The following is an 18,692-nucleotide window of genomic DNA, read 5'->3' as shown; positions in this document are numbered from 1 at the left end:
GATATCGCTGTGGTGATGACTGCTGAAGACAAACAGAAGATTATTGACGAGTACAAGACCTGCGAAGGCGACACCGGGTCCCCCGAGGTCCAGGTCGCGCTGCTGACCGCGCGCATCACCTACCTGGCCGAACACTTCAAGACCCACAAGAAGGATCACCACTCCCGCACCGGCCTGTTGAAACTGGTCGGGCAGCGCAGGAAACTTCTCAAGTATCTGCAAAACAAGGACATCACGCGCTACCGCGAGCTCATCGGCCGCCTTGGCCTGCGCAAGTAGTTCTTTGAAGAATTGATGTTCGGGGGAGGGTCAAACCTCCCCCGTTACGTACGTCACTTTCTGCGTCGGAGCCGTCTTTCCGGACACCGCTCCGCAATCCCCACGCCCTGTTTAGTTGGCTGCGGAAGGCGTTTTTGGGAATACCCTTCCCGATTGCCCCAAAAGCTCCTCCCCAAGCCGGCTAACCCCACCAGAGGGAGTATCGCAGAAAGTGATTCACCTTTATTGCCTTAAACCAAGGCAGGAGAATCTCTATGACGATGATTCCTTTCGATGCCACCAAGGTCACCGCGACCGTCGGCGACATCGACATCTCCATCGAAACCGGGAAATTTGCTCGCCAAGCCTCCGGCGCGGTGACCATTTCCTCCGGCGCGACCACGGTTCTGGTCACGGCCGTGACCCAGCCCCTGGAAATCGACCGGGGCTTCTTCCCGCTGACCTGCAACTACCAGGAAATGGCCTACGCCGCCGGCCGCGTGCCGGGCAACTATTTCCGCCGCGAGGGCCGTCCCTCCGAGCACGAGACCCTGGTCTCGCGGCTCATTGACCGCCCCATCCGGCCCCTGTTCGCCAAGGGCTTCGCCGACGAAGTCCAGATCATCGCCACGGTCCTGTCCGCCGACAAGCGCGTCAACCCGGACGTCCTGGCCCTGACCGGCGCCTCCGCCGCCTGCCACATCTCCAAGATGCCCTTCCTCGGCCCCATCGTGGGCGCCCGCGTGGGTTACGTGGACGGCGAGTTCGTCCTCTACCCCTCCTACCGGGGCATCGAGGAGCGCTCCTCCCTGAACCTCGTCTTCGCGGCCACCCGCGAGGCCATGGTCATGGTCGAAGGCGGCGGCAACTTCGTCTCCGAAGACCTGGTCGCCGACGCCCTGGCCTGGGGCCACGAGCAGGTCCGCCCGCTCTTCGACATCCAGGACGAGCTGCGCAAACGGGTCGGCGTGCCCAAGATCGAGGTTTCCGCCCCCGAGCGCGACGAGGAAGTGGCCGAGTACCTCGGCGAGGTCATCACCGCCGATCTCGAAAAGGCCCTGACCACCCCCGAGAAGATGGTCCGCTACGCCGCCAAGGACGCGGCCAAGCAGAAGGCCAAGGAGGCCGTGGCCGAGAAGTTCCCGGACGACGAGGCCAAGCTGGCCGCCGTCGGCGACATCGTCGGCGACATGACCAAAAAGATCGTGCGCGAGCGCATCGTCAAGGAAGGGCTGCGCATCGACGGCCGCGACACCACCACGGTGCGCCCGCTGTCCATCGAGGTCGGCCTGCTCCAGCAGACCCACGGCTCGGTCCTGTTCCGCCGCGGCGAGACCTGCTCCCTGGCCGTTGCCACCCTGGGCTCCACCCGCGACGAGCAGCGCTACGACTCCCTGCTCGGCGACGCCACCAAGCGGTTCATGCTGCACTACAACTTCCCGCCCTACTGCGTCGGTGAAGCCCGCATGCTGCGCGGCACCTCCCGCCGCGAAGTGGGCCACGGCGCCCTGGCCGAACGCGCCATCTCCCCGGTGCTGCCCAGCCCCGACGAGTTCCCGTTCACCATCCGCGTGGTCTCCGAGATCATGGAGTCCAACGGCTCCTCGTCCATGGCGAGCGTGTGCGGCGCAACCCTGTCCCTGATGGACGCGGGCGTGCCCATCTCCGAGCCGGTGGCCGGTATCGCCATGGGCCTGTGCAAAGAAGGCGACGAATACTTCGTCCTGACCGACATCCTCGGCGACGAGGACGCGCTCGGCGACATGGACTTCAAGGTCGCGGGCACCCGTGACGGCATCACCGCCATCCAGATGGACATCAAGATCGCCGGCATCCCGCAGGAGGTCCTCAAGAAGGCCCTGTACCAGGCCAAGGAAGCCCGCACCCACATCCTCGACCACATGGCCGAGGTGCTGGAAAAGCCGCGCGCCGAACTGTCCGACCTGGCCCCGCAGATGGCCGTGGTGTACATCGATCCCGAAAAGATCCGCTCGGTCATCGGACCCGGCGGCAAGAATATCAAGGCCATCACCGCCGAGACCGAAGCCGACATCGACATCGAGGATTCCGGCAAGATCTCGATCTTCGCCCCGACCCTGGCGTCCATGGAAAAGGCCAAGGAAATGGTCCTGTACTACGACCAGAAGCCCGAGCCCGGCAAGAACTACAAGGGCGTGGTGCGCAAGATCCTCGAGGTCGGCGCGCTGGTCGAGATCCTGCCCGGCCAGGAAGGCATGCTGCACATCTCCCAGTTGGACTTCGACCGCGTCGAGCGCGTGGAGGACGTGGTCCAGCTCGGCCAGGAAGTCATGGTCAAGTGCATCTCGCTGGAGCCCGGCGGACGCATCCGCCTGTCCCGCAAGGCCTGGCTCATGGAAGAGGCCGGCCAGGAAGTCAACCTGGACGACTTCAAGCGTCCCGCGCCGCGCGGCGGCGACCGGGACGATCGGGGCGGCCGGAACGACCGCGGCGGACGCCGCGACAGCCGGGGCGGCCGCGGCCGCGACCGCCGCCAGGCCCGATCCGTCAACGATACTGAAGCGCCCTGCCCGGCTCACGCCGGGCAGGGCTTTTTTTGTCGCCTCCGGTCCTTCCGGTCTTCCTTCCCGGCACGGTCCGCCACCTCGCGGGGGTTGTGCCGGGACGAGGTTGGGTGGTATCCTCATCGGCGAACAGGAGAGCCCCATGAGCGAGATCGTGATTTACGGCAAACCCACCTGCCCGCACACCAAGCGGGCTCTGGCCGCCTACCCCGGGGCGCGCTTCGTGGACATCCTGGCCTCGGAGACCAACCTGGAGGAGATGCTCAGGCTCTCGGACGGGCAGCGGCGCATCCCGGTCATCGTCGAGGACGGAAAGGCCTGCGTCGGCTTCAGGCGGGGGTCCTGACACGTCTGATCCCCGGCGGGCTGCCGGGGCATGAAAAAGGCCATCCGAACGATGGCCTTTTTTCTTTACCGCGCAGGACGGAACGGGCGGCCCGGGCTAGCCGACCAGTACGCCCGCGTAGCCCACCACCTGTTCGAAGTCGCCGGAGACCTCGCCCGAGGAGGCGTAGGCCACGAGCTCGGCGTGGGTCGCGCCCATGACCTTGGCCGCGAACAGCCCGGTGGTCATGGGCAGCACCCCGCACATGGAGATGTGCCGGGAACGCACGGTATCGTAGAGCACGGCCGGGTTCAGGGTCATCATCGGCTCCAGCGCCATGCCGTCCATCTTGCGGGCGTCCTCGCTGGAGATATAGTGGCTCATATCCGAACTGACCACGATGGACACGGGCGCCCCGAAGTCGACCAGAGCCCGGCCAATGGCGTTGCCCACCCGCTCCAGGGACTCCAGGGTGGGCGCGGAGATGCAGATGGGTACGATGGTCGTCGCCGGATTCAGCCGGTGCAGAAACGGCAGGGTCACTTCGAGGGAATGCTCGCCCATGTGGGCCGAGGTGTCTTCCTTGATGGCCGGGTCCGCGTCGAGCAGGGCCTGGGCCAGCCCTGTGTCGACGGGCAGAGAGCCGCCCGGAATGATCCAGACCCCGTCGGGCCACAGGGCGAACCGCTCGCCCCGCCCGGTGTGGTTGGGGCCGAGCAGGAGCACGGTGGGCGCGAGGTTGGCCGCGCCCAGAGTCTTGCCGCAAACCGCCCCGGAGTAGACGTATCCGGCATGGGGCACCATGGCCAGCAGGGTCCGGTCCGCCTGCCTCTCCCCGGCCTGGGCGAGGTACCCGTCCACCGTGGCGTGCAACTGCTCGGGCTGCGCATCATAAAACCGTCCGGCAACAATGGGATGTCTGTCCATATCTCCACCTCAACAAACAGTCGTTTCAATCAGCCTCACACACTGCCTACCACATTATCGCGCGCAGCCAAACCCACAAACGAAAATATTTCGTTCGGGAGGCAAAAGAGGCGGGGGAACCGGGCCTAGCCGGGATTGGGGGCGTACTGGCTGGCCTTCTGTTCGAGGTCGTAGGTATCGAGTGCGGACTTGGCAAGCTGAGCCTGGAGGGAGTCGGGCTTCTTGTCGATGATGTCCTGGAGGAGCTGCTTCCACTCGTCCATGGCCCCGGCCTTGCGGTAGATGCGGGCCAGCTTGAACCGGGTAGAGGCCCACTCGGGATTGTCCGGGGAGATGTACTTGTCGTACTCCTTGGCCCACTTGAGGGCCTCTTCGTAGCGCCCGGACCGTTCGGTCGCGTAGATGGACATGAGCACGGCGTCCTTGATCTTCTCGGGGTCGCCGTTGGTCTGCAACAGCAGGGATAGGGCCTCCTGGGCGTAGACGAAGACGCGGCGCAGGTCCTGGCGCTCCATGGCGTCCTTGGCCATGTAGTACATGGCGTAGGCGCGGAAGGCCGGGTCCACGGTCATGTCCTTGGCCAGGTCGGCCCACAGGGTCACGGCCCGCTTGCCGTCGCCCAGGTTCTGCAGGGCCATGGCCCGGGCGTAGTCGACCTGGCGCTTTTGCTCGGGCTTGAGCTTCCAATTCTTGGTGGCCATGTCGACCAGGTCGTTGATGTCCTGCCAGGCAAGCTGATCCAGGTAGATGTTCACGGCCAGTCCCAGGGCCTGGTCCGAAACGCCGGGAATCTGTTTCTTTGTCAGATACGGCTTGAGCATCTCCAACGCCTTGTCGGGCTGACCGATCTTCCAATAGCTGGTGGCGATGGCGAGCTTGGTGTTGTCGTCGACCTTGGAACCCTTCTTGCCGATGAAATCGTAAGTCTCCCAGTAGCGGACGATGCGGCCAAAGCGCCCTTCGTCGAGCATGCCGGGCACGGCCCGGACAAAGACCGAATCTCCGAGAGTGCGGGCCTTGTCCACCAACGGGCTGTCCGGATATTTCTCAATAAGGTCCTGGGCCGCGGTCAGGGCCTCGGGGTACTTCTTGTTGAAGGCGTACCACATGGCCAGCTTGAGCTGGGCGATGGGCGCAAGCGGGCTGTCCGGATGCCGGCTGACGATCTCGGTGTAGACCCGCTGGGGATTGAGGTTGTACGGGCGGTTGAAGACGTCGACCATCTCGCTCATGCCCGGATTGTCGTAGATGCCCTCCTCGGCCAGACGCATCTTGGCGATCAGCCCGCCCTCCTTGTCGGGGTAGTCCTTGACCGCCTTCTCGTAGACCTGCTTGGCCGCGTCCTTCTCGTTCTTGCGCAGATAGATGTCGCCGATGCGGGCCAGGACCACGTCCGCGCCGTCGGCCTCGGGGTTGAGGTTGTAATAGGTGAAATAGTGGTTCTTGGCCTGGTCCCACTTCTTGAGCTGCATCTCCACGCCGCCCGCCAGGCGCAGGAAGTCCATATTCTCCATGTAGTAGTCGGGCCAGCGTTTATCGATGTAGTCCACAATCTGGTACGCCTGGTCCAAATAGCCCATGCGTTTCAGGGAGTCGGCCAGGTAGTAGGCGGCCTGCTTGGCCAGTTGGTGCTCGGGATAGGTCTGGATGAGATACTGAAACTGGTCGGCGGCCTTCTTGTAGTCGCCCTTGCGGTACCAGTATTCGCCCCAATAATAGCTGATGGCCGGGATGTTCTCGTTGTCCGGGTATTTGTCCTGGAGAATCTTGAAATAGGCGCGGGCCTCGGGGAAGTTGCCCACCTGGAGGTTGAGCAGGCCGAGGTTGAGCAGGGCGCGCGGCACCCTGTTGGAACGCAGGTTCGCGTTCATGGCCTGGATGTAGGCCTGGGCCACCTCGTCGAACTTGTTCGTCAGGTCGCCCGAGTCTAGCTGCTTCTTGATGTCGGCGATGGCGTACAAGGTCTCCTCGCGCACGTCGTCCGGCAGCTTGGGCTGCTTGAGCAGGTCCTCGTAGAGCGGCAGCGCATCGCTCAGCGCCCCGTTGAACATCATGGACTGCGCCTCGTAGAGCTTGTCCTGGAGGGCCTGCAGGCGCGCCTTTTCCTGCTCTTCGGGCGTCAGCTTCTTCTCCGCCTGCCCATCGGCTCCGGGCGCGGCCCCCTGGTTGGCGGCGGGCTGATCGGCGGCGGGCTGATCGGCGGCGGGCTGTGCGGCGTCGGGCTGTGCGGCGTCGGGCGCGGGCAACGGGACCTCGGTGGTCGGCGCGGGCTGCACCGGGGTTGGGGCCGCCTCGGGGCGGGAGCGGCTTCCTGAACGGTTTCGCCGGCGGGCGGCGTCACGGGTTGCGTCTCGGGCCGGGGTACGGGCGGGGTCGCGGCGGGTGGCGGCGACACCGTGCCGCCCGCCTGGCCCTGGCCGAACACCGGCGGCGGAGGCGGCGCGACCGTACCGCTCACCTGGCCCTGGCCAGTCACTTCGGGAGATTGCTGCGCCGCCGTGCCGTCCGCCGGGACGGTCGTTTCGGCCGGGGGCGGGGCCACGGCTGCGCGCGTCTCGCCCTGCCCGGCCTGTGCTGCCGGAGGCGGGCTCACGCTGCCGACGACTTCGCCGGAAGCCGGGGATACCTGGACCGGGGCCGGGGCCTCGGCCACGGGTTGCGGCGCGGGCGTGACCGCCTGGCGCAGGGCCGGTTCGGCCACAGGCTCGGCAACGGGCGCGGCCGTCTGCCCGGACGGGGCGACCACCGGAGCGCTCCCTCCGGCGGCACCGGCCAACTCGGCGAACTTCACCTGCTCGGCCGACTTGTTCACCGCCTTGAAGCGCAACTCGCTGGCGGGCGGATAGTCCCCGGTCACAGTCTCGCCGGGCGCGGCGGGCGCCTGTGTATCCGGGACGGCCGCCTGGCCGCCGGGGGCCTGGACCTCGTTCCGCACCGAATAGGGCACGGCGAAAAAGGGCTTGCGGTCGGCCGACGGAGTCTCGGGCGGCAGGTCCGCTCCCCCGGCCGGAGCGGGCTGGTCGGGCCGGACCGTGGAAAGGTTGCGGGCCACGTCGGCGGCCGTGGGCGCCTTGGGCTCGGGTTGGGCAGCCGGGGCGGGCGCGGCCGGAGCCGCTGGTGCCGGGGCGGGTGCGGCGGCCTGCCGGGCCGGGGCCGGAGGCGCGGAGGGCGACTGCCAGCGCGCGCCGATGGGGTCGGCGTAGACCTGGAGCACGAACTCGGGCTTGCCCTGCTCGGGAACGCGAATATAGCCGAAGGCGTCGGTGGAGGTGGTGATCTCCACCCCGTTGTCCGTGGTGGCGATGGATTTGACCAGGTTGCCGGGGAAGTCCTGCGCGTTGGGCCGGGTCTCCCGGTTCCAGATGCCCACGGGCAGCAGGACCTTCAGGGTCCGCTTGCCGGTGCGGGCTACGGACGACTGTGGCAATGTATCGGAATCAAAAGCGAAAGTCATTCGCTCCGAGCCGCCCTGTGAGGAATAGCCCACCCGCAGAGCCAGGGCGGGATCGACCAGGATCAACCCCAGAACAAGGGCGGCCGCCAGGGGCCAGGCTATACTTTTGACATATTTCACAGTCACGGCAAGCAGTTATGCAATTGTCGTGCTACCCGTGAAACGGGCAGCTCTTGCACTACCCCGCTGGTTACAGCAAATCTCTCTTTTTCAGCTTCTCGATGAGGGTGGTCCGCTTGATGCCGACCAGTTCGGCGGCCTTGTTCTTGACCCCCTCGGCCTGTTCCAGGGCCTCGGCCAACAAGCGGCCCTCGATGGCCTCCAGAAATTCCTTGAGCTTGAGATCCTTGTCCTGCATGTCCTTGAGCGAAGGCCAGGCGAATCCGGCCGGACGCATGGGCACGACCTTTTCCTCCCGCCTGAGCGGCTTCTCCCCGATATCGGTGAAGATCTTCTCCGGCAGGTCCTCGGGCTGGACTTCGCATTCATCGCACAGGATGGTCAGCCGCTCCATGAAATTCTCCAGCTCGCGCACGTTGCCGGGCCAGGAATAGGTCAGGAGCATCTCCCGCGCCTTTTCGGACAGGGTCAGCGGCTTGCGGGCCTTGCTTCCACAGTGGCGGTTCAGGAAATGCTCGGCCAGGAGCAGGATGTCCATGCCCCGGCTGCGCAGAGGAGGCAGCTTCAGGGGGATGACGTTGAGACGATAGAAGAGGTCCTCGCGGAACCGGCCCGAGGCCACTTCGCCCTCCAGGTCCCGGTTGGTGGCCGCCACCACGCGTACGTCGACCTTCTTGATGGAGGTGCCGCCGCCCCGCTCGATCTCCTTCTCCTGGAGGGCGCGCAGGATCTTGACCTGCAGCGAGAGGTCCATCTCCCCGATCTCGTCCAGGAAGATTGTCCCGCCGTCGGCCAGCTCGAACCGGCCCGGCCGGGAGCGGATGGCGTGGGTGAACGCGCCCTTCTCGTGCCCGAACAGCTCGGATTCGAGCAACTCCCTCGGGATCGCTCCGCAGTTGATGGGCACGAAGGGCATGCCGCAGCGCGCGCTGTTGCGGTGCAGCGCCCGGACCAGCAATTCCTTGCCGGTCCCGGACTCGCCCGTGACCAACACCGTGCTGTCCGTGGGCGCGACCTTGCCCAACACCTTGAACACCTTGGCCAAGGCCGGACTGTTCCCGATGATGCCGTCCAGATTGAGCGACATTTCCCCTCCGAATTCACATGGATACGCAGCCGACAAGGCCCTCTGCCCCGCAGCCATATCTTTACTATACATCTTCTCTGTCAATTTACTGACGGCATGTCAACGACTATAACTCCTTCACAGAAAGAAATTCTGGAAAATCGCCCCCCTGTCCCGGCCGTGCCCGAAAGGAAGCCTCCGGCGGCCGGGGCGCCGCCCCGAACCCCGCTCAAGAACCTCTTGAAAGAGGTTCTTAAGAATCTCCAGAACTTTTTGGTGCCGCTTCGCGGGGGTCGTGCGTTTACGATCATCCGTCTTGTTGCCCGACCAATCTATCTCATTCGGCTGGACGTCGGCCAAGGAATTGGCTTTTCCGCCCTCTCCGCACGCGCGGAAGCGCAAATAAAAGTTTAGGAAGAAAAGGGGGATGAGGGTCCGGGGGAAGGGGGATCGTTGCTGTCCTCATCCGTAAGGCTCGAAGACTCGCCAACGGCTGCGGGTCCCCCCCGCCGCCTACGAGCGGCGGATGATTTCCTTGGCCGGGATGAGGGCGGTGGCGGCGGCGCCGACGATGTTGCCAGCCACGCCGGGTCCGTCTCCGGCCACGAACAGGCCGTCCACGCTGGTTTCCAGGTGCTTGCGGGTGTCCACCTGGGTGGCGAAGAACTTGATCTCCGGGGCGTAGAGCAGGGTCTCGTCGTTGGCCACGCCGGGGACCACGTTGTTGAGCTGTTCCAGGCCGTCCATAAGGTTGGTCAGGATACGCTCGGGCAGGGCCATGGCGATGTCGCCGGGGACCACGTTCTTGAGCGTGGGCTCGATGTAGCCGTTGCCGATGCGGTCCCAGGTGGACCGGCGGCCCCGGCGCAGGTCGCCGAACCGCTGGAGGATGGGCTTGCCCCCGCCGATGAGGGTGGCCAACCGGCCGATGGACTCGCCGTAGGCCTGGTTGTCCTCCACCGGGTCGGTCAGGATGACCTTGGACAGGAAGGCGAAGTTGGTGTTGTCGGACTTCTTGTTCATCAGCGCGTGGCCGTTGACGCAGACGAAATCCTGGTAGTTTTCAAGGGCCACGTAGCCGCCGTAATTGGTGCAGAAGGTACGGTTCTGGTCATCGTACTTGTTGGTGCGCACGAAGAAGGTCGGATCGTAGATGACCGAGCAGAGGTCCTGCATGATCTCGTTGTGGACCTCCACGCGCACGCCGACCTCTATGCCCCGCTGGGAGACCTGGATGCCGTGCTTGCGCACCTCGTGGGCGACCCATTCCGCGCCCACGCGGCCCGGGGCGAGGATGACGTTCTTGGCGGTATACTCGTGGCGGTTGGTGACCACGCCCGCGACCTTGCCCTTGTTCACGACCACGTCGGTGACGGTCTCCGAGGTGTGGAAGACAACGCCCGAGTCCTGAATATGGTCGGCCATGGCCGCAATGTGGCCGGGCAGGTTGTCGCTGCCCAGGTGCTTCTGCTTGATGACCAGCAGGTCGATGCCGTGCTTGCGGGCCTCTTTGCGGATCTGCTTGGCCTCATCCATGTCGGTCGGAAAGACTTTGCCGTCCATGCCGAACTTGTTGAAGATGTCCTCGGTCTCGTCGATGAGCTTGATGGCCTCGGACGTGCCCACGAACTGGGTCAGGTCGGTCTTGCCGAGCTTGTGGATGTAGTTGAGCTTGCCGTCGGAGAACAGCCCGGCTCCGCCCACGCCGCACAGGATGTTGCACGGACGGCATTTGATGCACTCCTGGTCCCCGGAGATGGGACAGTTGCGCTTGAGCGAGCGTTTGCCCTTGTCGATGAGCAGCACGTCCAGGTCGGAATGCTCGCCCAGGTAGTAGGCGGCGAACAGCCCGGCCGGGCCGCCGCCCACGATGATGACGTCGTAATCGGTCTTCACGGTCTTGGTCATGTGGTATCCTCGTCTGTCGCAAGTATGGCCCGTTCCAGCCGCTCCCCGAAAAGGGAACGCGCGCAGACGGGCCATGATAGACCGTATGACATGAATCGAAGAGATGTCAAGGCGGGGGCCGCCGGGCCGGGAGGGCACGGCGGACCGCGATATCAGGCGATCATGTTCAGAATATGGCCGGTCATCTCCTCATCCGCGCGGATGAAGGTGGTGTTGGCCTCGAAGGCGCGGCTGGTGGTGATCATATCGACCGTCTCGCGGCCGATGTCGGTGTTGGAGGTCTCCACGCCGTGCAGCATGGAGCCGGGCGTGGTGGACTCGGTGATGGAGGCCACGTCCACGCCCTGGTCGCCGGGGCCGGATTCGAGCGACACCGCCGAGGCCTTGAAGCCGTCGGTGTTCATGTTGGCGATGTTGTTGGCCGTGACCTCCTGTACGGTGGACAGGGCGGACAAGGCCGAGATGTTGGCGTCGGACATGGGTGATCACTCCCTCGCGGGGTTGGGGAAGCAGCCGGGAACAAGTATAGCCGCTCCGGGCGCGGGACGCAAATCGGGCCGGAAGCGGCTACCCGTCGCTCTCGATGACCGCGAAGGCCGAGTGGTTGTGGATGGACTCGAAGGACTCGACCTCGACCTGATACCAGGTGACCTTGGGGTGCTCGTCCAGCCCCTTGGCGGCCTCGCGGACCACGTCCTCGACAAAGGTCGGGTTGGCGAAGGCGGTCTCGGTGACGTACTTCTCGTCCTCCCGCTTGAGCAGGGAGTAGACCTGGCAGGACCCGGCGCGCTCGCCGATCTCGATGAGGTCCTCGAGCCAGAGGAAGCCGTCGAACCGGGTCCGGATGCGGACCTCGGCCCGCTGGGAGTGCGCGCCCTCGTCCGAGATGGCCTTGGAGCACGGGCAGACGGTCATGACCGGCACGTCCGCCCCCAGGGTGAAGGTCAGCTTGCCGTCCTTGAGATAGCCGTCCACCCGGCAGGTATAGTCCATCATGCCGCCTGCCTTGGAGACCGGCGACTTGCGGCGCAGGAAATAGGGGAACACGAAGCGCAGGTGTGCGCTGCGGGCCTGGAGCCGGTCCACGATGTCGTCGAGCAGGGTCAGGAAGGAGTGGTAGTCCAGCGTCCCCTCCCAGTGCTCCAGGGCCTCGACGAAGCGGCTCATGTGCGTACCCTTGAACTCGGCGGGCAGGTCCACGGACATGGACACCTGGGCCACGGTGTGCTGCACCCCGGACTCGCGGTCCCGGACGATGATCGGCAGCCGCAGCCCCTTGACGCCCACCCGGTCGATGGGCATGGCGATGGACGCCTGACTCTTCTGTACGTCTTCCATAAATCTATCCCTTCCTTTCTCCGTCCCCCCGTGCGTAAGCCACGCACCCTCGCCCCCCTGCCCCGCAAAGCGGCACAAAAAGTTTAGGAAAAGGGAGGGATGGGGGTCCGGGGGGAGGGAGGGAAAGGACCCTTTTCAAAGGGTTTTTCCCTCCCTTCCCCCGGCCGCCGGAGGCCCTCTTAAATCAAGTCTTTGCCGGTGGTTGTCAAGGCGAGGTTGCCGTGTTTGACGCCTTTGGTCGAGATGAGCTTCTGGCCGAGTTCCTTGATGACCTCGGCGTCGCCCTTGAGGATGATGACCTCAAGGCAGTTGAAATGGTCGAGGTGGACGTGCAGCGAGGACTGGATGACCTCGTGGGAATCGTGCTGGATCTCGGTCAGCCGCTGGGACAGCCCGGACTTGTGGTGGTCGTAGACCAGGGTCAGGGTCCCGGCCAGGTCGCCCTCGGCCTGCTCCCACTCGCGCTGGACCAGGGTGTTGCGGATGAGATCGCGGATGGCCTCGGAGCGGGTCTGGTAGCTGCGCTCCTCGCAGTGCTGGTCGAACTTCTCCAACAGGTCGGAATCCAGCGACACGCCGAATCGGATGGTCTTGCCCATAATGTCCTCCACTCTCAGGGGATGGTGATTTCCCACAGGTTTACCGTGGCGTTCTGGCCGCACAGGGCGACCTTCTCCACGGTCAATTTCCTTGTCTCGAACCCCTCGTCCCCAAGCCGTTCCCAGACGGGCCGGGACACGGTGCGCACGGGCTCGCCGATCCAGATGCGCCCGTTTGGCGCGAGCGCGTGGCGGAAGAGCCGGATCAGGGGGTCGAAAAATCGTTTTTCATAGAGCACGTCCCCGCCCCAGATGAAGTCGAACGCGCTGGCCCGGACGGCGGGGTTCCGCCAGTCCATGAGCAGCCACAGGGGTTGGGGGACGTCGTTCAGCGCGGCGTTGTGCCGGGCGAAGCGCACGGCGGGCCACTCGTAGTCGAAGGCGGCCACGTTCGCGCCCACCGAGGCCGCGATCATGCCGGTCAGGCCGAGCCCGCAGCCGATATCCAGGCAGGTTTTGCCGTTGAGCCGGTCCGCGTTGCGCAGGATGTGCCGCCCAAGCAGCACGCTGGCGGGCCAGACCTCGGCCCAGTACGGCAGCCGCTCGTCCTCGTCCAGGTCATCGCCGTCCATGGCGTCCCACAGGGCCTCCATGTCCGCGGCGCGGTCGAGCAGCCAGACGCGGCCTTCGACCTCGACCTCCACGCGGGAGCCTGGATCGGGTGCGGCAAAGGGCTCGGACAGGCCGGATTTGGACGGTGCATCGCTCATACGCATCGGTCAGTTTACCCCTGCTCTGTGCCATGGTCAACCACCATCGTAATACCTTTTACACCACACTAATAAAACAAGTATGACTATATGGAATACACCTTCTCGCCCAATTGTCCGAAAACATGAGGGTATTCTTTCGGCCGCCGAGCATCCTTCGTCAGCTTTTTGGCGGATTAGCGCATTCATCGGAAAATACGGAGGGGAATCCTGAAAGTGTCATTATTTTTACTGTTTCCAACAAAATAATCCCATGCTAATAGTCTGACGATCACACACCCGGAAATACCCTTTTCGAATCAAGGAGAGAGATATGATTCCCGAAGATCTGTTGTATGCGAAAACCCACGAATGGGTCATGGTCGAAGGCGACGTCGCCACGGTGGGCATCACCCACTTCGCCCAGGAGCAATTGGGCGACCTGACCTTTGTGGAGCTGCCCGAGGTAGGCGACACCTTCGAGGCCGGCGCGGAGATGGGTTCCGTCGAATCCGTCAAGGCGGCCAGCGAGATCTACGCCCCGGTGACCGGCGAGGTCATCGAGGTCAACACCGAGCTGGAGGACGCGCCGGAAAAGGTCAACGAGGAGCCGTACGGCTCGGGCTGGCTGCTCAAGTTCCGGATCAAGGGCGACCCCGAAGGGCTGCTCGACGCCGAAGCCTACGCCGCGGTGGTCGACTCCGAGGCCCACTAGCAACGACGCTGACGGGGCCGGGGCGCATGTCTCGGCCCTTTTTCTTTTCCCCATAAACCAGCAGGTTTCATCATGCCGTTTGTACCGCATACCGAAGACGAAGTGCGCGAGATGCTCGCCACCATCGGCGTGGACTCCGTGGAGGATCTCTTTGCCGAGATCACCCGGGACATGCGCCCCAAAAGTTTCGACATCCCCGAGGGACTGAGCGAGATGGACGTCCTGTCCAGGCTCGAGGGGCTGGCCGCCAAGAACGCGACCAACAGCGTCAGTTTCCTGGGCGCGGGCTTCTATGACCACTACATCCCGGCCGCCGTGGACGCCCTGACCATGCGCGGCGAGTTCTACACCGCCTACACCCCGTACCAGCCCGAGGCCTCCCAGGGCACCCTCCAGGCCATCTTCGAGTACCAGACCGCCGTGACCCGGCTGTTGGGCATGGAGTGCGCCAACGCCTCGGTCTACGACGGCGGCACCGCCCTGTACGAGGCCCTGATGATGGCCGTGCGCAAGACCAAGCGCCGCAAGATCGTGGTCTCCGAGGCCCTCAACCCCATCTACCGGGTCATGCTCGGCTCCTACACTTCCAACCTGGACCTCGAATTCGTCACCGTGCCCCACAAGGACGGTCTGACCGACATCGAGGGCCTCAAGGCCGCGCTGGACGACTCCATCGCCGCCGTGCTGGTCCAGAATCCGAACTTCTTCGGCTCCATCAACGACTTCACAGAGCTGTTCGCCGCGGCCAAGGCGGTCAAGGCCGTGTCCATCGTGTCCGCCTACCCCGTGCTCCAGACCCTGCTCAAGACGCCGGGCGCCATGGGCGCGGACATCGCCGTGGCCGAGGGCCAGTCCCTGGGCCTGCCCCTGTCCTTCGGCGGCCCGTATCTCGGCATCATGACCTGCACCAAGGGCATGATCCGCCAGATGCCCGGCCGCATCGTGGGCCGGACCACGGACACCGAGGGCCGCACCGGCTACGTGCTCACCCTCCAGGCCAGAGAGCAGCACATCCGCCGCCAGAAGGCCACGTCCAACATCTGCTCCAACCAGTCCCTGTGCGCCCTGCGCGCTTTGGTCCACATGTGCGCGCTCGGCGAACTCGGCCTCAAGCGCGCGGCCAGGGTGTCGGTGGAACGCGCCCACATCTGCGCCGAGAAACTGACCGCCATCCCCGGCGTGACCATGCTGACCAAGGGGGCCTTCGGCAACGAGTTCGCCGTGACCCTGCCGGTGAACGCCTTCGAGGCCATCGCCAAGCTGAGCGAGCGCGGCTACGTGCCGGGCTTCCCGCTGGGCCGGTACTTCGATGGACTGGAAAACGGCCTGCTGGTGGCCTGCACGGAAAAGACCAGCGAAGAACAGATCGGCATATTCGCCGAGATGCTGCGAGGTGCGCTGAAATGAAGACCATATTCGAAAAATCCGTAGCCGGGCGCGAAGGCTGCTGGCCCTGCGAAGGCATGGCCGAAGAGGCCTACATCCCCAAGGAACTGCTGCGCGACGGCGAGATCGGCCTGCCCTCGGCCTCCGAGCTCGACGTGGTCCGCCACTTCACCAGACTCTCCCAGCGCAACTACGGCGTGGACGGCAACTTCTACCCGCTGGGGTCGTGCACCATGAAGTACAACCCCAAGTTCACCGAAGTGGTCGCGGCCATGCCCGGCTTCACCCGGCTGCACCCGGTTCTGCCCCAGCTTCGGGGCGCGGGCGGGCTGTGCCAGGGCGCGTTGGAGGTCATGTACGAGACCGAGTCCCTTTTGAGCGAGATCACCGGCATGGCCGCCTTCACCCTGCACCCCATGGCCGGGGCGCACGGCGAGCTGACCGGCGTCATGCTCATGGCCGCCTACCACAAGGACCGGGGCAACAGGAAGACCAAGGTCATCGTCCCCGACTCGGCCCACGGCACCAACCCGGCGTCGGCTGCCATCGCGGGTTTCGAGGTGGTCTCGGTGGAGTCCAAGGACGGCATCGTGGACCCGGCCGCCCTGGCCGAGGTGCTGGATGACGAGGTGGCGGGCATGATGATGACCTGCCCCAACACGCTGGGCCTGTTCGAGAAGAACCTGCCCGAGATCGTCAAGATGCTGCGCAAGGTGGACGCCCTGCTTTACTACGACGGGGCCAACCTGAACGCCATCATGGGCAAGATGCGCGTGGGCGACGTGGGCTTCGACATCGTCCACCTCAACCTGCACAAGACCTTCGCCACCCCGCACGGCGGCGGCGGCCCCGGCTCCGGCCCGGTGGGCGTCAGCGACAAGATCGTCCCGTTCCTGCCCATCTCCCGCGTGGCCAAGCGCGAGGACGGCCGCTACTTCCTGGACTACGATCAGCCCAAGTCCATCGGCTACGTGGCCCCGTTCTATGGCAACTTCGGCGTGTACCTGAAGGCCTACGCCTACATCCTGCGCCTGGGAGGCACCGGCCTGACCCGGGCCACCGAGAACGCGGTCCTGGCCGCCAACTACATGCGCAAGCGGCTGTGCGACCACTTCGAGGTCCCCTTTAATCGCATCTGCATGCACGAGTTCGTGGCCTCGGCCGCGGCCCAGGCCAAAAAGGGCGTGCACGCGCTCGATTTCGCCAAGGGGCTGTTGGACAAGGGCTATCACGCGCCCACGGTCTACTTCCCGCTGATCGTGCCCGAGGCGATCATGATCGAGCCCACCGAGACCGAGAACAAGGAGACCCTGGACCAATTCTGCGACGATCTCATCGAACTGGCCGGGTTGGTCGATTCCAACCCCGAGGCCCTGACCTCGGCCCCGGTCACCCTGCCCGTGACCCGGCTGGACGAGACCAAGGCCGCCCGTTCCATGGAGCTGACCGATGACTTATGATCTCGTGGTCATCGGAGCCGGTCCCGGCGGCTTTGACGCCGCCGTGGACGCGGCGGGCTTCGGCCTGTCCGTGGCCCTGGTGGAAAAGGACTTCCTGGGCGGCACCTGCCTCAACCGGGGGTGCATCCCGACCAAACTCTGGCTCGGCGCGACCTCGGCCATCGAGGAGCTGCACAACCAGGCCCGCATGAAAATCGCCTCGGGCGAGGTGACCGTGGACTTCGCCGGGCTGCAGAACCGGGTGCAGAAGCACCTCGGCGCCACCCGCAAGGCCATGGCCATGCAGCTCAAGAAACTCGGCGTCGACCTCGTCGAGGGCATGGGCCGCCTGTCCGGCGATCATCAGGTCACGGTGGCCACGACCGACGGCGAACAGAGGCTGGATTACAAAAAACTCGTGGTCGCAACCGGGTCCAGGCCCATCTTCTTCCCCGGCCTGGAGCCGGACGGCGAGTGCGTGCTCGACTCCGACATGTTCCTGTCCATGGAGACCATGCCCGAGTCCCTGATCGTGGTCGGCGCGGGCTTCATCGGCCTGGAGATGGCCCAGGTGGCTCACCGCTTCGGCTGCAAGATCACCGTGGTGGACGCCATGGACCGCGTGGCCCCGCTGGAAGATCCCGAGGTCTCCAAAACGCTGGCCTCCGTGTTCAAGCGCTGGAAGTGGGACATCCGCCTGGAGGAGCGCGTGGCCGGCGTCCTGTCCAAGGACGGCAAGGCCGAACTGACCTTCCAGACCGGTGACAAGCTCACCGCGGACAAGGCCCTGGTGGCCGTCGGCCGGGGCCCCGTGACCCAGGAGATCGGCCTGGAAGCAGCGGGCGTGGAACTGGTCTTCAACCAGATTCAGGTGGACGACTACCTCATGGCCGCGCCGGACATCTACGCCGTCGGCGACGCCAACGGCCACATCCAGCTTGCCCACGCCGCCTCGCACCAGGCCCATTACGTGGCCCAGCATGCCGCCGGGAAAACCGAAGGGCCCTACGTCTGCCCGCCGGTGCCGAGCGTGCTCTACGGTGCGCCCGAGGCCATGCGCGTGGGCAAGATGGAGAACGAGGCGTTCCTGGCAGACTTCGATTCCACCGAGGTCTCCGTGGCCCAGCTCGCGGCCAACCCCATGGCCCAGGCCCACGCGGCCACCCAGGGGTTCGTCAAGGTGGTCTGGTCCGGGGGCAAGGTGGTCGGCGTGACCGCAGTGGGCCACGACGTGTCCCGGCTGGTCACCCCGGCGGCCATGATCGTCAACCAGGGCTGGACGGCCGACGACGTGCACTCGATCATCTTCGCGCACCCGTCCCTGGACGAATCCCTGCTCACGGCCCTCACCGCCGACAGGAAGAAGGTACAATGATCCTCGACGTCCTCGACAACGCAGACCTGTACGCGGACCTCAACCCCCGCTTCCCCACCGCCTTCGCCTTCCTGCGCAGGCCGGACCTCGCCGACCTGCCCGTAGGGCGGATCGACATGGAGGACGGCCTGTACGCGGTGGTCGCCAAGGGGCCGGGCCGCAAGCCCGAAGAGGCGCTCATCGAGACCCATGACCAGTACATAGACCTGGCCTACGTCATCGCCGGCACGGACACCATCGGCTGGAAGGCGCGCCGCGACCTCGGCCCGGCAGTCGAGGCCTCCGACCCGCGCGCCGACGTGGCCTTCTACCGGGACAGGCCCACCCACTGGGCCGAAGTCCTGCCCGGCATGATCGCCGCCTACTTCCCGCAAGACGCGCACATGCCCATGATCTCGAACGCCGAGATCCACAAGATCATCATGAAGGTCCGCGTGTAAACGCGGACCTTTTGCCTCCGGCAGCCGGGGAAGGGGGAAGGAAACCCTTTGAAAAGGGCTTTCCTTCCCCTTCCCCGGACTCCATCCCCTTCCTTCCTGAAACTTTCTGT

General features: G+C 65.1%; 16 protein-coding genes and 1 pseudogene. 8 read left to right on the top strand and 9 right to left on the bottom strand.

From position 1 onward, the window contains the following. The first annotated feature begins 9 nt into the window (after window positions 1-9). From rpsO to uxx1, 3 genes and pseudogenes are all read left to right on the top strand, one after another. On the top strand, window positions 10-279 hold the full coding sequence (gene rpsO, locus V8V93_RS09615) for a 30S ribosomal protein S15 (protein ID WP_338670120.1): 270 nt from the start codon (window positions 10-12) through the stop codon (window positions 277-279). Window positions 280-533: 254 nt separating this feature from the next. After that, a pseudogene (pnp, locus tag V8V93_RS09610) lies at window positions 534-2,765 on the top strand (polyribonucleotide nucleotidyltransferase); the annotation flags it as partial. 178 nt (window positions 2,766-2,943) lie between these two features. Then, the gene (gene uxx1, locus V8V93_RS09605) at window positions 2,944-3,147 is read left to right on the top strand and encodes a UXX-star selenoprotein family 1 (protein ID WP_338670180.1); all 204 of its coding nucleotides are present in this window, start codon (window positions 2,944-2,946) and stop codon (window positions 3,145-3,147) included. A gap of 96 nt (window positions 3,148-3,243) precedes the next feature. Here uxx1 and amrB read toward each other — a convergent pair whose 3' ends face one another. From amrB to V8V93_RS09560, 9 genes are all read right to left on the bottom strand, one after another. Beyond that, complete coding sequence (gene amrB, locus V8V93_RS09600) at window positions 3,244-4,053, bottom strand: AmmeMemoRadiSam system protein B (RefSeq protein ID WP_338670119.1); 810 nt, start codon at window positions 4,051-4,053, stop codon at window positions 3,244-3,246. A gap of 125 nt (window positions 4,054-4,178) precedes the next feature. Continuing rightward, window positions 4,179-5,924 (bottom strand): tetratricopeptide repeat protein, encoded by a 1,746-nt coding sequence (locus V8V93_RS09595; protein ID WP_338670179.1) that lies wholly within the window; start codon window positions 5,922-5,924, stop codon window positions 4,179-4,181. Between the two features lie 248 nt (window positions 5,925-6,172). After that, window positions 6,173-7,633, bottom strand: a complete 1,461-nt coding sequence (locus V8V93_RS09590; RefSeq protein ID WP_338670118.1) for a hypothetical protein — start codon at window positions 7,631-7,633, stop codon at window positions 6,173-6,175. A 64-nt stretch (window positions 7,634-7,697) separates the two neighbouring features. Then, window positions 7,698-8,714 (bottom strand): sigma-54 interaction domain-containing protein, encoded by a 1,017-nt coding sequence (locus V8V93_RS09585; RefSeq protein ID WP_338670117.1) that lies wholly within the window; start codon window positions 8,712-8,714, stop codon window positions 7,698-7,700. 492 nt (window positions 8,715-9,206) lie between these two features. Next, a complete protein-coding gene (locus tag V8V93_RS09580; protein ID WP_338670116.1) occupies window positions 9,207-10,601 on the bottom strand; it encodes an NAD(P)/FAD-dependent oxidoreductase in 1,395 nt (464 codons plus the stop codon). A gap of 152 nt (window positions 10,602-10,753) precedes the next feature. Then, window positions 10,754-11,080 (bottom strand): flagellar basal body rod protein FlgC, encoded by a 327-nt coding sequence (locus tag V8V93_RS09575; protein WP_338670115.1) that lies wholly within the window; start codon window positions 11,078-11,080, stop codon window positions 10,754-10,756. Window positions 11,081-11,168: 88 nt separating this feature from the next. Further along, window positions 11,169-11,939 (bottom strand): GTP cyclohydrolase FolE2, encoded by a 771-nt coding sequence (folE2, locus tag V8V93_RS09570; protein ID WP_338670114.1) that lies wholly within the window; start codon window positions 11,937-11,939, stop codon window positions 11,169-11,171. Between the two features lie 179 nt (window positions 11,940-12,118). Beyond that, on the bottom strand, window positions 12,119-12,538 hold the full coding sequence (gene nikR, locus V8V93_RS09565; protein ID WP_319583866.1) for a nickel-responsive transcriptional regulator NikR: 420 nt from the start codon (window positions 12,536-12,538) through the stop codon (window positions 12,119-12,121). Window positions 12,539-12,552: 14 nt separating this feature from the next. Next, window positions 12,553-13,248: a class I SAM-dependent methyltransferase gene (locus tag V8V93_RS09560; protein ID WP_338670113.1), complete on the bottom strand. Its 696-nt coding sequence runs from the start codon at window positions 13,246-13,248 to the stop codon at window positions 12,553-12,555. A 313-nt stretch (window positions 13,249-13,561) separates the two neighbouring features. Between V8V93_RS09560 and gcvH the strand changes: the two genes are divergently transcribed. From gcvH to V8V93_RS09535, 5 genes are all read left to right on the top strand, one after another. Further along, window positions 13,562-13,942, top strand: coding sequence for a glycine cleavage system protein GcvH (gene gcvH, locus V8V93_RS09555; RefSeq protein ID WP_338670112.1), 381 nt, complete (start codon window positions 13,562-13,564; stop codon window positions 13,940-13,942). 72 nt (window positions 13,943-14,014) lie between these two features. Beyond that, entirely contained in the window at window positions 14,015-15,349 is a 1,335-nt protein-coding gene (gene gcvPA, locus V8V93_RS09550) for an aminomethyl-transferring glycine dehydrogenase subunit GcvPA (protein ID WP_338670111.1), read from the top strand. Then, entirely contained in the window at window positions 15,346-16,788 is a 1,443-nt protein-coding gene (gene gcvPB, locus V8V93_RS09545; RefSeq protein WP_338670110.1) for an aminomethyl-transferring glycine dehydrogenase subunit GcvPB, read from the top strand. Before gcvPA ends, gcvPB begins: the two co-directional genes overlap by 4 nt. Then, window positions 16,778-18,142, top strand: a complete 1,365-nt coding sequence (locus V8V93_RS09540) for a dihydrolipoyl dehydrogenase family protein (protein ID WP_338670109.1) — start codon at window positions 16,778-16,780, stop codon at window positions 18,140-18,142. The genes gcvPB and V8V93_RS09540 overlap by 11 nt, the downstream gene beginning before the upstream one ends. Then, a complete protein-coding gene (locus tag V8V93_RS09535) occupies window positions 18,139-18,582 on the top strand; it encodes a YhcH/YjgK/YiaL family protein (protein WP_338670108.1) in 444 nt (147 codons plus the stop codon). The genes V8V93_RS09540 and V8V93_RS09535 overlap by 4 nt, the downstream gene beginning before the upstream one ends. Window positions 18,583-18,692: the final 110 nt, after the last annotated feature.

The sequence above is a fragment of the Pseudodesulfovibrio sp. 5S69 genome (assembly GCF_037094465.1).
GTDB classification, from domain to species: domain Bacteria; phylum Desulfobacterota; class Desulfovibrionia; order Desulfovibrionales; family Desulfovibrionaceae; genus Pseudodesulfovibrio; species Pseudodesulfovibrio methanolicus.
The sequence above is the reverse complement of the archived record's forward strand: the minus strand, read 5'-3'. Positions and strand labels throughout refer to the sequence as shown.

Excerpts from the sequence above, each read along its gene's own strand:
- uxx1 (WP_338670180.1), top strand. The coding sequence starts at position 2,944 with ATGAGCGAGATCGTGATTTACGGCAAACCCACCTGCCCGCACACCAAG.
- amrB (WP_338670119.1), bottom strand. The coding sequence starts at position 4,053 with ATGGACAGACATCCCATTGTTGCCGGACGGTTTTATGATGCGCAGCCC.
- V8V93_RS09595 (WP_338670179.1), bottom strand. The coding sequence starts at position 5,924 with ATGAACGCGAACCTGCGTTCCAACAGGGTGCCGCGCGCCCTGCTCAAC.
- V8V93_RS09585 (WP_338670117.1), bottom strand. The coding sequence starts at position 8,714 with ATGTCGCTCAATCTGGACGGCATCATCGGGAACAGTCCGGCCTTGGCC.
- V8V93_RS09580 (WP_338670116.1), bottom strand. The coding sequence starts at position 10,601 with ATGACCAAGACCGTGAAGACCGATTACGACGTCATCATCGTGGGCGGC.
- V8V93_RS09575 (WP_338670115.1), bottom strand. The coding sequence starts at position 11,080 with ATGTCCGACGCCAACATCTCGGCCTTGTCCGCCCTGTCCACCGTACAG.
- folE2 (WP_338670114.1), bottom strand. The coding sequence starts at position 11,939 with ATGGAAGACGTACAGAAGAGTCAGGCGTCCATCGCCATGCCCATCGAC.
- nikR (WP_319583866.1), bottom strand. The coding sequence starts at position 12,538 with ATGGGCAAGACCATCCGATTCGGCGTGTCGCTGGATTCCGACCTGTTG.
- V8V93_RS09560 (WP_338670113.1), bottom strand. The coding sequence starts at position 13,248 with ATGAGCGATGCACCGTCCAAATCCGGCCTGTCCGAGCCCTTTGCCGCA.
- gcvH (WP_338670112.1), top strand. The coding sequence starts at position 13,562 with ATGATTCCCGAAGATCTGTTGTATGCGAAAACCCACGAATGGGTCATG.
- gcvPA (WP_338670111.1), top strand. The coding sequence starts at position 14,015 with ATGCCGTTTGTACCGCATACCGAAGACGAAGTGCGCGAGATGCTCGCC.
- gcvPB (WP_338670110.1), top strand. The coding sequence starts at position 15,346 with ATGAAGACCATATTCGAAAAATCCGTAGCCGGGCGCGAAGGCTGCTGG.
- V8V93_RS09540 (WP_338670109.1), top strand. The coding sequence starts at position 16,778 with ATGACTTATGATCTCGTGGTCATCGGAGCCGGTCCCGGCGGCTTTGAC.
- V8V93_RS09535 (WP_338670108.1), top strand. The coding sequence starts at position 18,139 with ATGATCCTCGACGTCCTCGACAACGCAGACCTGTACGCGGACCTCAAC.